This window comes from Frigoribacterium sp. AC512, from assembly GCF_979258295.1.
In genome coordinates this window covers 39,467-52,096 of the sequence record NZ_OZ409850.1, presented here as the reverse complement: position 1 = coordinate 52,096, position 12,630 = coordinate 39,467, and the positions used below count along the sequence as shown (strand labels likewise).

Below are 12,630 nucleotides of genomic sequence, written 5' to 3'. Positions count from 1 at the left end.
TCCGGGCTTGTGCGATGACGCGAAGAAATACCCGGGCAGCCATTGACCAGGACCGTTCACATACGTGAATTCATCCCGACGAGATCCGTCGTGAATCCGGCCCACAAGACGTACAAACCCTCATGTGTCCCGCTCGTCGCCTCCGGTGGTTGTCCGGGGAGCGACGCCGCAGGACGTGCGCGCCACAGGCGCGCGGTCTTGAGCCGACCCACCAACGATACCCGACCCTCCCCCGGAACAGAACCCCCGCCTCGCAGCCCGCAACTGGAGAGCGATCCGCCCCGGCCGGGTCGGCGATCCCCACTGGCCCGTAATTTGAGAGTGATCAAGGGAGACAAGACCCGAGATCCCCGCGGGCAGGCCGCCGCCGACCCGATCTGTCTCGCTTTCAGCTGGCGAGGCACACCGCCCGGCTAGACGGGAGTACCCCGCGGCTGGATCCCGACGCGGAGACGACGAACCTCCGCGGTGTTCCGCCGAGGTTCGTCGCTCTCGAGTCGCTACGCCGAGGTGTCGGCCGACGCGTCGACCGGGCCTCCGGCCGAGCCCTCAGCCGAGGAGGCGTCCGAGACGCCTGCACGCCGGTCAGCCCGCCGCTCGCGCCACCCCTCGTAGATCGAGTACAGCACCGGCAGCACGACCAGCGTCAGCACGGTCGACGACACGAGCCCGCCGATGACGACGACGGCCAGCGGCTGCGAGATGAACCCGCCGTGGCCGGTGATGCCGAGCGCCATCGGGGTCAGGGCGAAGATCGTCGCGGTCGCCGTCATCAGGATGGGCCGCAGCCTGCGCGACGCTCCCTCCAGCAGCGCCTCGCGCACCCGCAGACCACGGGTCCGGTACTGGTTCACGAGGTCGATCAGCACGATCGCGTTGGTGACCACGATGCCGACGAGCATCAGCACGCCGATCAGCGACGCGACGCCGAGCGGGATGCCGGAGGCGAGCTGCAGCAGGATCGCGCCGGTCGCCGCGAACGGGATCGACACCAGCAGGAGGAGCGGCTGGGCCAGGCTGCGGAACGTCGCCACCATGACGATGTACACGATCAGGATCGCGATGAGCACCGCGAGGAACAGCTGCGAGAACGCGTTCGACTGGTCGGCGACGGCGCCGCCGACGACGGCGTCCGCCCCGGCGGGCAGGTCGAGCCCGGCGATCGCGTCGTCGACCTCGGTGCCGGCGCTCGACAGGTCGTCGCTCGAGGGGGTCACGGTGACGGTCGCGCTCCGGACGGCGTCGGTCGTGGTGACCGAGGTGGGGCCGTTCGTCTGCTCGACCGTGGCGATCGAGTCGAGGCGCACCGGCCCGGTCGCGCTCGGCAGCTCGAGGGCGCGGAGCTCGTCGAGGGTCGCGGGCGGCGTCGGGTCGACGGTGTAGATGTCGACCGAGCTGTTCTCGATCTCGAGCGAGCCCACGCGGAACGGCTGCACGGCCTGCGAGACGATGCCGCCGACGGCGACCTCGCTGAGGCCGATGTCGGCCGCCGCGTCGCGGTCGACGACGATGCCGATGACGGGCTGGGCGGCCTGCAGGTTCGACCCGGCCTCGGCCGTGCCCGGCAGGTCGCCGACGGCGGTGAGCACGGTCTCGGTCGCGGTCTGCAGGGTGTCGGGGTCGGGCGCGGTCACGTCGACGGTGATGTCGTTGCTCGTGCCGAAGCCGCTCGACGCGGTCAGCTCGATGTCGCCTGCGTCGGCGACGTCGTCGAGGCGCGAGCGCACCTCGGCCTGGAGGGCGTCCTGGTCGGCGTCCTCGTTCGTGGTGATCGAGTAGGTGACCGTGCTGTCGCCGGTGCCGCCGAAGAAACTGGCGATGGAGGTGCCGCTCGATCCGATCGTGAGCTGCACCGTCTCGATGCCGTCGACGCCGTCGAGCTCCGTCTCGACCTTCGAGGCGGCGTCCGAGAGCACCTGCAGGCTGGAGGCGGGCGCCAGGGTCTGCGTGACGGTGAACGTGTTCTGCCCGCTCGCCCCGAGGAAGTTCGTCTTCATCAGCGGGATGGCCGCAGCCGTGCCGCCGAGCACCAGCACGGCGACCAGCAGGGTCACGACGGGGTGGCGGAGCGTGCCGCGCAGCACCGGCACGTAGACGCGGCGCAGCCGGTCGAGCGGCGCCGGGTCGGTCGGGTCGGAGGCGGCCGTCGTCAGGCGCTCCTGCGCCTGCTCGCCCGCCGCCCCCGGCGCGTGCTTGTGCTTGTGCACCTTCGGTGCCCTGAGGAACCAGTACGCGAGCACCGGCACGATCGTCAACGAGACGAACAGCGACGCGAGCAGGGCGATGGTCACCGTCAGCGCGAAGGGCCGGAACAGCTCGCCGGTGATGTTGCCGACGAAGGCGAGCGGCAGGAACACGACGACGGTCGTGACGGTCGACGCCGTGACGGCGCCCGAGACCTCGCGGACGGCGGTGGTGATCGACGCGACGCGGCCGTCGCCTCCTGCGAGGTGCCTCTTGATGTTCTCGATGACGACGATCGAGTCGTCGACCACGCGCCCGATGGCGATGGTGAGCGCGCCCAGCGTGAGGATGTTGAGCGTGTAGCCCGCGGCCTGCAGGCCGATGAAGGTGATGAGCACGCTCGTCGGGATGCTGATCGCGGTGACGATCGTCGAGCGCACCGACAGCAGGAACACGAGGATGACGATCACGGCGAAGACGAGCCCCAGCAGCCCCTCCTCTGCCAGCGCGTCGATCGACTGCTGGATGAACGGCGCCTGGTCGAAGACGATCGACAGGTCGACGTCCGAGCCGAGGTCGGCGGCCAGCGACGGCAGGGCATCCTGCACCGTGGTCGACACGTCGACCGTGTTGGCGTCGAGCGTCTTGGTGACCGCGATCGTGAGGGCGTCCTGGCCGTCGACACGGCTGATCGAGGTGACGGGCGCGCCGCTGAGCGCCACGTCGGCGACGTCGTCGATCGTGACCGCCGAGGTGCCACCGAGCAGCGGGAGGGCCGCGACCTCGTCGGTGCTCGTGAGCCGCTGGCCGGCCTGGATCGAGAGCGTCTGGCCGTTCTCGGTCAGCGTGCCGCCGGGGATGAGGGTGCCGTTCGCGTCGAGCGCGTCCTGGAACGCCTGCGCGGTGAGGCCTGCCGCGGCGAGCGCCGTGCTGTCGGGCGTGATGACGACGCGCTGGCCGGCGTCGCCGTAGATCGAGGCCTCGCGCACGCCGTCGAGCTTCTGCAGGTCGGGCACGGTCGTGTTCGTGAGCCGGTCCACGAGCGCCTGGGTGTCGTCGGTCGAGTAGCCGGTGACCGCGATCTGGACGATGGGCAGGTCGTCGAGGCTGCCGGTGACCACCTGGGTGTCGACGCTGTCGGGCAGCGTCAGCCGGTTGATCGCCGACTGGATCTTCTGCTCGGCCGCGCCGAGGTCGGTGCCGTAGGTGAACTCGGCCGAGACGGTGCTCTGCGACGTGCTGGACGTCGCGGTGGTGCCCTCGAGCCCGGGGATGATCTGCACCGCCTGCTCGATCGGCGTCGAGACGTCGTCGTTGACCACCTCGGGCGTCGCGCCGGGGTACGAGCTGACGATCGCGATCTGCGGGAACTGCACGTTGGGCGCGAGCTCTTGCTTGAGCGACGTCAGCGCGATGCCGCCGAAGACGGCGACGACGATGGTGACGAGGGCGATCAGCGCGCGGTTGCGCAGGCTGAAGACGGACAGAAGATGCACGAGGCTCCGGTGGTGAGAGGGAGGAAGAACGGAGGAGGCGACGGTGACGACGTGCACCGCGCCTCCATTGTCACCAGCCTCTCTGGGAACTGGCGGCGCTTTCTTGCCCGCTGTGCAGAGGTGGTGCGGTCGACACGACCGTGGAGGAGCCGATAACCTGTTCGGCTGCCCACTCCGCGGTGGCACCCCGACAGAGAGACCTCCCATGGGCTACATCGACGTCAACCGCGTCTCCTACGCACTCGCCGACGGCAGGCCGCTGCTCGACGAGGTGTCGTTCCGCGTCGGCGAGGGCCAGAACGCGGTGCTGATCGGGCCGAACGGGGTCGGCAAGTCCACCCTGCTGCGGATGGTCCGGGGTGAGCTCAGGGCCGACGAGGGCGCGATCAGCATCGACGGCGGCCTGGGGGTGATGGACCAGTTCGTCGGGCACGTCCGCGACGACAGCACCGTCCACGACCTCCTCGTCGGCATCGCGCCCGCTGCTGTCCGCGACGCCGCGCGCGCCCTCGACGCGGCTGAGCTCGCCCTGGTCGAGGACGACGTCACCGAGACCCAGATGGCGTATGCCACGGCGCTCTCCGACTACGCGGACGCCGGGGGCTACGAGGCCGAGACCCTCTGGGACACCTGCACCACCGCCTCCCTCGGCGTGCCCTGGGAGCGCGCTCGCTGGCGGCAGGTGTCCACGCTCAGCGGCGGCGAGCAGAAGCGGCTCGTGCTCGAGGCGCTGCTTCGCGGGCCCGAGCAGGTGCTGCTGCTCGACGAGCCGGACAACTACCTCGACGTCCCCGGCAAGCGCTGGCTCGAGGAGGCGCTGGTCGCGACCCCCAAGACGGTCCTGCTGGTCAGCCACGACCGCGAGCTGCTCGGCCGGGTCGCCGACCGCGTCGTGACGATCGAGACCGGGGCGGCCGGCAACACCGCCTGGACCCACGGCGGCTCGTTCCGCACCTACCACCAGGCCCGGGCCGACCGGATGGACCGCCTCGACGAGCTCCGCCGCCGGTGGGACGAGCAGCACGAGAAGCTCCTGACCCTGGTGCGGAACCTCAAGGTCAAGGCGACCGCGATGGACAGCATGGCGTCGCGCTACCAGGCGGCCCTGACGCGTCTGCACAAGTTCGAGCTCGCCGGTCCTCCCCAGGAACGCCCGCCCGAGCAGGACCTGAAGATGCGCCTGACCGGATCGCGCACCGGCAAGCGGGTCGTGGTCTGCGAGCAGCTCGAGCTGACCGGGCTGATGGCGCCGTTCGACGCCGAGCTGTGGTTCGGCGAGCGCATCGCGGTGCTCGGCTCGAACGGGTCGGGCAAGTCGCACTTCCTGCGGCTGCTGGCGCGCGGCGGCACCGACCCCGACCCGCGCGACGGCCACGTGACGACCGTGGGCGGCACGCTCGCCCCCGTGCCGCACACCGGCCGGGCCGTCCTCGGCGCCCGCGTGGTGCCCGGCTGGTTCGCGCAGGCGCACGAGCACCCGGCGATGATCGGGCGCACCCTGCTCGAGATCGTGCACGAGGGCGACGACGAGCGACGGGGCCTCGGTCGCGAGGCCGCCAGCCGCGCCTTCGACCGCTACGGGCTGGTGGGGTCGGCCGAGCAGGTCTTCGAGTCGCTGAGCGGCGGGCAGCAGGCCCGACTGCAGATCCTGCTGCTCGAGCTGAGCGGTGCGACCCTGCTGCTGCTCGACGAGCCGACCGACAACCTCGACATCGTCTCGGCCGAGGCACTCGAGGAGGCGCTCGACCGGTTCGAGGGAACGGTCATGGCCGTCACCCACGACCGCTGGTTCGCCCGCTCGTTCGACCGGTTCCTCGTGTTCGGCAGCGACGGCGACGTCTACGAGGCGCCCGGCCCGGTCTGGGACGAGAAGCGGGTGCAGCGGGCCCGCTGAGCGCGCCGACTGGCCGAGCTGCACCCCTGAGACCGCACGACACCCGCTGATCCGGGGGTGCAGTGCGGGATCGGGGGTGTGACGCGCCGCCGCGCAGCCGTCGCGGCCGCCGCGCAGCCGCACCGCGACGGGCTAGACGACCTCGGCCATCAGCGCTCCGCGCGGCGCCTGCACCCCGTCGATCCCGTCCCAGGCCGCGGCGAGCGCCGCGAGCGCGCGGTCGGTCTCGTCGTCCGGGTACGAGAACGGCACCCGCAGGAACCGCTCGAACGCCCCGTCGACGCCGAACATCGGCCCGGCCGCGAGCAGCAGCCCGTGCCGGCGGGCGGCGAGCACGAGCTGCGAGCTGACCGGCGCGCCGAGGCCAACCCACGTGGTGAGGCCGCCGGCCGGCGACGGCACGCTCCAGCCGGGGAACGTGCTGCGGAGCCCGGCGACGAGCCGGTCGCGACCGTGCCTCAGCTGCCGGGAGCGCGCCTCCAGCACGCCGTCCATGTCGCCGAGCAGGTCGGCGACGATCAGCTGCTCGAGCACGGGGGTGCCGAGGTCGCCGGCCGAGCGCGCGCGCACGAGGCGCTCGACGAGGGGCCGCTCGGCCCGGATCCAGCCGATCCGCAGCCCGCCCCAGAGCGACTTGCCGACCGAGCCGATCGTGACGGCGGGCCCGAAGGCCGCCATCGGCAGCGGCCGAGCGGCAGCACCGGCACCAGCACCGGCGCCAGCACCGGCACCGGCAACGGCACCAGCGAAGGAGGCGCCCCGCGGCCCCCCGACGACGAGCTCGGCCATCGTCTCGTCGGCGATCACGATCGTCCCCTCGTCCGCGGCGGCCTCGAGCACGCGCACCCGCTGTGCCTCGGGCATCGTCGCCCCGGTCGGGTTGTGGAAGTCGGGCATCAGGTAGGCGACGGGCGGGCTCGTGCGCCGCAGCGTCTGCAGCAGCGCCGACTCGTCCCACCCGTCGTCGACGGTCACGCTGACGGGCGCGAGCCGGGCGCCCGCCGCCCGCAGCGCCTCGAACGCGTGCGGGTAGCCGGGGGTCTCGACCACGGCGCGGTCCCCCCGCCCGACGAGCACCCGTGCCAGCAGGGCGATGGCGTGCTGGGCGCCGAGGGTGACGACGATCTGGTCGGCGCTCGTCTCGAGGCCCCTGGCGCGGTAACGGGCGGCGATCGCCTCGCGCAGCACCGGACGGCCGACGGTGTCGTAGCCGGGCTCGGAGAGGTACGCGCCGAGGCGTCCCGCAGCCCGCTGCGCCGCCTCCGCGATGCCGTCGACGGCGGGCATGGCCGCCTTGGTGAAGTCGAGCACGTCGTCCTCGCCGGCGGAGCGGGCCACCCTCGCCGCCCTGGCCTGGTCGGGCAGCCGCACGACGCTGCCGCTCCCCCGCAGGCTCGTGACGTGGCCGGCGTCGCGCAGTGCGGCGTAGGCCGCGGCGACGGTCGTGCGGCTGACCCCGAGGTGCGTCGCGAGGTCGCGCTCGCTCGGCAGGCGCGTGCCCACGGAGAGCCGGCCGTCGAGCACGAGAAGGCGGATGCGGTCGGCGAGCGCGGCGTAGCCGGGCGACGAGGAGGCGCGCCACGAGTCGAGCAGCACCCCCAGCGCCCGTGACGACACGGCCGGTCCGCTCGTGACGATGCTCATGTGACGACAGCTCTCATGCGGCCACACTAGGCCGATTGGACTCTTGCTACCAGGCCGCTCGCCCGATTGGATCGGTCCATGCTCCTCACCCGCCGCCTCCTGCAGCTGTTCGTCGGCCTCTTCCTCTACGGCGTCGCCATCGCGTTGATGGTGCGCGCCGGCATCGGGGTCGCCCCGTGGGACGTGCTGACGCAGGGCATCGTGACGCAGACGGGCCTCGGCTTCGGCCTCGTCGTGTTCCTCACGAGCGTGCTCGTGCTGCTGCTCTGGATCCCCCTGCGCCAGAGGCCGCGCTTCGGCACGATCGCCAACGCACTGCTCGTCGGGCCCTTCGCCGACCTCGGCCTGCACGTGCTGCCGCAGCAGACCGTGTGGTGGGCGCAGGGCCTGACCTTCGCGCTCGGCCTGCTGCTGCTCGCCGCCGCGAGCGGCCTCTACATCGGCGCGGCGTTCGGGCCCGGTCCGCGCGACGGCCTGATGCTCGGCCTGCACCGCCGGTTCGGGGTCCGGGTCGGAGTGGCCCGCACCGCGATCGAGGTGACGGTGCTCGCGATCGGCTGGCTGCTGGGCGGCCAGGTCGGCGTCGGCACGGCGCTCGAGGCCGTCCTGATCGGGCCGATGGTGGCCTTCGCCCTGCCCCTCTTCGCGCCTCGTGCGACACGTGTCGCCGACCCCTCCCACCCGGCGACGGGTCCGGTCCCCACGGCCGCCTGACGAATCGGGAATGCCCGGTCCCCGCCGCGAGTTGACAGGCCCTCGGCGCGGAGTAGAGTCGCCGCTCGTGACTGACGACACCAGGTCGCCGAAGCGGTGGCTGATCGGTGAACCCCTCCCCTCGGAGAAGCTCGAGGGCCAGCTGCTCCCGAAGCACCTCGCCCTCCCGATCTTCGCCAGCGACCCGCTGAGCTCGGTGGCGTACGCGCCGCAGGAGCTCCTGATGATCCTGCTGATCGGCGGGCTCGGGTTCCTCACGCTCGCGCCGTGGGTCGCGGTCGCGGTCGTCGTGCTGCTGCTCGTCGTCGTGGCCTCGTACCGCCAGCTGATCAAGGCCTACCCCTCGGGTGGCGGCGACTACGAGGTCGCCCACCGCAACCTCGGCGAGAAGGCCGGCCTCGTCGTGGCCTCGGCCCTGCTGGTCGACTACGTGATGACGGTCGCCGTCTCGGTCGCCTCGGGCGTGGACAACATCATCTCGGCCGTGCCGGAGCTGGCCCCTGTGCGGGTCGAGCTGGCGATCTTCTTCGTCATCGCGCTGGCCGCGGTCAACCTGCGCGGCGTGCGCGAGTCGAGCAAGGCCTTCGCCGTGCCGACCTACCTCTTCGTGTCGAGCGTCTTCGTCATGATCGTCATCGCGCTCGTCCGTACCGCCCTCGGCGACCCGCCGGTGGCCGAGAGCGCCGGGTACACGGTCCAGGCGGACCAGCTGACGCAGGCCGCCTTCATCCTGTTGCTGCTGCGCGCCTTCTCGAGCGGCTGCTCGGCCCTGACGGGCGTCGAGGCCATCGCCAACGGCGTGCCCGCGTTCCGCCGGCCCAAGGTGCAGAACGCCCAGAAGACCCTCGTGCTGATGGGCAGCATCGCCATCGTGCTCTTCGCCGGCCTGGTCGCCGTGGCCCTGATCGCGAAGGTGCACTACGCCGAGGACGCCTGCGACCTCCAGGGCTTCGTCGACTGCGAGGGCACGCCTCAGCGCAGCCTGATCGCCCAGATCGCCAGCGCCGTGTTCGGCGGCTCGCTGTTCGGCATCCCCTTCTACCTGATCCAGGCGTGCACGGCGGCGGTGCTGCTGCTGGCCGCCAACACGGCGTTCAACGGGTTCCCGCTGCTCGGCTCGATCCTGGCCCGCGACCAGTACGCCCCGAAGGCGCTCAACACCCGCGGCGACCGCCTCATCTACTCGAACGGCGTCATCGTCCTGGCGCTCGTCGCCTGCGCGATCCTGCTCGTCTACCAGGCCAGCGTCACCGGGCTGATCCAGCTCTACATCATCGGCGTCTTCGTGTCGTTCACGCTGGGGCAGACCGGCATGGTCGTGCACTGGACCCGCATGCTGCGCGAGGGCTGCGCCGACCGCGGCGCCGTCTACCGCGCCCGGGGCATCAACGCCTTCGGGGCCCTGCTCACCGCCTCCGTGCTCATCGTCGTGACCGTGACCAAGTTCACGCACGGCGCGTGGCTCGTGTTCGTGATCATGCCGATCCTGTTCACGCTGATGCTCGGCGTGAACCGCTACTACCGCGACGTCCGGGTCGAGATCGAGCCCGACGCGACGACGCAGTTCGGCTCGCACGGCGACCACGCGATCGTGCTCGTCGGCACCATGCAGAAGCCGGTGCTCAAGGCGCTCGACTACGCCATCGCGGCACGGCACGAGTCGCTCGAGGCGATCCACGTCAGCATCGACGACGAGGCCACCGCGCTGCTGCGGCGGCAGTGGGCCGAGCAGGAGATCGAGGTGCCGCTGCGCATCGTCGCGTCGCCGTACCGCGACATCAGCATGCCGCTGATCAAGTACATCAAGGCGCACCGGGCCGAGCACGGCTCCGAGGTCGTGACGATCTACACGCCGATCTACATCGTCGGCCACTGGTGGGAGGCGGCCCTGCACAACCACAAGAGCCGCCGGATCCGCCAGAAGCTGATGCTCGTGCACGGCGTGACGATCTCGCTCGTGCCGTGGTTGCTCGACTCGTCCGAGATGCTCTACGGCCGCCGGTCGCGGCCGATCCCCGGCCAGGACCGTCGCGGGGAGCCCATCCGCCCCCTGCCCCGCCGCCCGCTCGAGCCGGCCGGGCCGGCCGGGTCGGCCGGGTCGGCCGGGTCGGTGCCCGCAGGAGGCGCGGGTCCGGCCGGCAGGTCCGGCGCGGCCGTCGAGGGCGGTGCCGTCCACCGCGGCCTCGTGGTCGACGCGGAGCGCGACGCCCCCGGTCCCGACTCGACCGCCGCCCCCTCGGGCGAGGCCCACGCCCCTGGTCCGAAGCAGACTCCGCGCGCCCCCGGCAAGGGCCAGAACGTGGGGAACGCCCGCCGTGGCGACGCGGCCCGGCGTGCCCGCTCGGCGGCCCGCAACGGTACGGGCCCCCGCCGCAAGAAGTAGCGCGCGGGGGCGCCGGCCCGTCGGCCCGGCCCGGCGGCGCCCGGCCCAGCCCGCCGGAGTGCAGCGAGAAGGGACGCCGTAGGCGTGGGCCCGCGCTCACGGCGTCCCTTCTCGCCTGACTGCTCGCCCACGACCAGGCCGCGGCCGCGGCTGCCGCTGGGGCCGAGCCTGGGCATCGCCTCGACATCGTCGACACGTCCTGGACTGATGTATCACCCGTGAGATATCGTCTGGTCGGCCCTCGGGAGACGAGGGCGAGCCCGCCCGCCCGGGCGGGCACCCGCCGACGCATCCCGGAGCACCACCATGGACGACCTCTCTGCCCTCGGACTGGGCCACGACGACGACGCGACCACCGCCTCCTCGTCCGGCGACGAGCGCGACGAACGCAACGAGCGTGACGAGCGCGACGATCGCCACGGCCGGCGAGGCCGCCGCAGGCCCCGCTCGCGTGCCGCCCTCGCCCTGATCGGGGTCGCCGTCGCACTCGTCGCCCTCCTCGTCGTCGCGGGCGTCGCGGCCGGCGGGTACGCGCTGCACCTGGCCTCGTCGTGGGACGACGAGACCACGACCCTCGACGACGCGTTCCCCGCCGACGACGGCCGCCCGGCGCCCGCGGACGACGGGTCGCTGAACGTGCTGCTGATGGGCTCCGACTCCCGGGGCGACGAGACGACGCTCGACGACGATTCGCCCTCCGACCAGCGCACCGACACGATGATGCTGCTGCACGTCGACGCCGACCGGCAGCACGCCTCGGTGATGTCGGTCATGCGCGACCTGTGGGTGCCGGTCCCCGGCCGCGGCGAGGGCAAGGTCAACTCCGCCTTCGCGCACGGCGGCAGCCCGCTCGCGGTGCAGACCGTCGAGCAGCTGCTCGGCGCGCGCGTCGACCACGTGGCGATCGTCGACTTCGAGGGGTTCGCCGACATGACGACCGCGCTGGGCGGAGTCGACGTGGTGAGCGAGAAGGCGTTCCGCAGCTCGTCGTCCGCCCCCAGGTCCGCCCACGAGTACGTGCAGGGCGTCAACCACCTCGAGGGCGACTCCGCGCTCGCCTTCGTCCGGGAGCGCTACGCGTTCTCCGACGCCGACTTCCAGAGGGTCAAGAACCAGCAGGCGTTCCTCGAGGGCGTCCTGCGCACCCTCGTCAGCCGGGCGACCCTCACCGACCCGACGCGCGTCACCGGCTTCCTCACCGCGACCGCGCCGCACGTCACGGTCGACGCCGACCTCGACGCCGGCACCCTCGTCGCGCTCGGCGCCGGCCTCCGTGGCCTGCGCCCCGACGACGTCGACTTCTTCACCGTCCCGACCGCCGGCACCGGAACCTCGGCCGACGGCCAGTCGATCGTCCTCCCCGACGACGTGGCGATCTCGGAGCTCCGCGAGGCCCTCCGCGACGACCAGGTGCGAGGGTTCCTCGACGCCCGTGGGGGCCGCCCGTGACAGGCCGTCGGGGCTGGGGGCACATGCTAAGATCGATGCAGTTTTGCAACGTCACCTGTCGGTAGTTCCCGGTTCGTCCGACACCGTTTCCGGGCCGAATTCACGAGGGGGTCACGCATGGGGCGCGGCCGTCAAAAAGCCAAGCACACCAAGGTCGCCAGAGAGCTGAAGTACTTCAGCCCTGACACCAACTACGGTGCGCTCGAAAAAGAGCTTGCGACCAAGAGCGATTCCGACGAGTACGTCGACCGGTGGGCCGACGACTTCGACGACGACTCCGACGTGGACACCGACCTCGACGAGGGCGCGGATGACCACCAGAGCAAGAGCGCCTAGGCGCGAGCATGACGCTCGAGTGGGAACAGGTCGTCGTCGACGCGCTCGACCCTGACTCGCTCGCCGCCTGGTGGCGCGAGGCACTCGGCTGGGTCGACATCAGCGAGCCGGGCGACGAGCCCGAGCTGCGGCCGACCCCCGATTCGCTCCCCGGGCTGCTGTTCGTGCGCGTGCCCGAGCCCAAGGTCGTCAAAGATCGGCTGCACCTCGACTTCCGTCCCGACGACCAGGCGGCCGAGGTCGCGCGGCTCGAGGCCCTCGGTGCCGTGCGCGTCGACGTCGGCCAGGCCGACGCCTCCTGGGTGGTGCTCGCCGACCCCGAGGGCAACGAGTTCTGCGTGCTCGGCTCGCGCCGCACCTCCTAGCGCCCGCCCCACGCGCCGTCCCTGCGCGGCGTGCCCGAGCCGGACGAGACGACACGAGCAGCGCGACGCGACGCGACGCGAGCAGCGCGACCAGCGCGACCAGCGCGACGCGACGCGAGCAGCGCGACGCGACGCGAGCAGCGCGACGCGACCGCGGCAGCGGCA

General features: G+C 72.1%; 8 protein-coding genes. 6 read left to right on the top strand and 2 right to left on the bottom strand.

Annotated features, from left to right (window positions below):
- Nucleotides 1-500: 500 nt before the first annotated feature.
- The gene (locus tag ACZZ97_RS00205) at nucleotides 501-3,680 is read right to left on the bottom strand and encodes an efflux RND transporter permease subunit (RefSeq protein ID WP_463471836.1); all 3,180 of its coding nucleotides are present in this window, start codon (nucleotides 3,678-3,680) and stop codon (nucleotides 501-503) included.
- Between the two features lie 205 nt (nucleotides 3,681-3,885).
- Between ACZZ97_RS00205 and ACZZ97_RS00200 the strand changes: the two genes are divergently transcribed.
- On the top strand, nucleotides 3,886-5,574 hold the full coding sequence (locus ACZZ97_RS00200; protein WP_463471835.1) for an ABC-F family ATP-binding cassette domain-containing protein: 1,689 nt from the start codon (nucleotides 3,886-3,888) through the stop codon (nucleotides 5,572-5,574).
- A 132-nt stretch (nucleotides 5,575-5,706) separates the two neighbouring features.
- On the opposite strand, the gene yczR is transcribed toward ACZZ97_RS00200, so the two are convergent.
- Nucleotides 5,707-7,218: a MocR-like transcription factor YczR gene (yczR, locus tag ACZZ97_RS00195; protein WP_463471834.1), complete on the bottom strand. Its 1,512-nt coding sequence runs from the start codon at nucleotides 7,216-7,218 to the stop codon at nucleotides 5,707-5,709.
- Between the two features lie 78 nt (nucleotides 7,219-7,296).
- On the opposite strand from yczR, the gene yczE reads away from it, so the two are divergent.
- From yczE to ACZZ97_RS00170, 5 genes are all read left to right on the top strand, one after another.
- Nucleotides 7,297-7,932 carry a membrane protein YczE gene (gene yczE / locus ACZZ97_RS00190; RefSeq protein ID WP_463471833.1) on the top strand — a complete coding sequence of 212 codons (636 nt, stop codon included), beginning with the start codon at nucleotides 7,297-7,299 and terminating at the stop codon, nucleotides 7,930-7,932.
- Between the two features lie 100 nt (nucleotides 7,933-8,032).
- Nucleotides 8,033-10,315 (top strand): APC family permease, encoded by a 2,283-nt coding sequence (locus ACZZ97_RS00185; protein ID WP_463473737.1) that lies wholly within the window; start codon nucleotides 8,033-8,035, stop codon nucleotides 10,313-10,315.
- A gap of 306 nt (nucleotides 10,316-10,621) precedes the next feature.
- Entirely contained in the window at nucleotides 10,622-11,764 is a 1,143-nt protein-coding gene (locus ACZZ97_RS00180) for an LCP family protein (protein ID WP_463471832.1), read from the top strand.
- Between the two features lie 117 nt (nucleotides 11,765-11,881).
- Nucleotides 11,882-12,100, top strand: coding sequence for a DUF3073 domain-containing protein (locus tag ACZZ97_RS00175; RefSeq protein ID WP_314104579.1), 219 nt, complete (start codon nucleotides 11,882-11,884; stop codon nucleotides 12,098-12,100).
- 8 nt (nucleotides 12,101-12,108) lie between these two features.
- On the top strand, nucleotides 12,109-12,465 hold the full coding sequence (locus ACZZ97_RS00170; protein WP_463471831.1) for a VOC family protein: 357 nt from the start codon (nucleotides 12,109-12,111) through the stop codon (nucleotides 12,463-12,465).
- Nucleotides 12,466-12,630 lie beyond the last annotated feature (165 nt).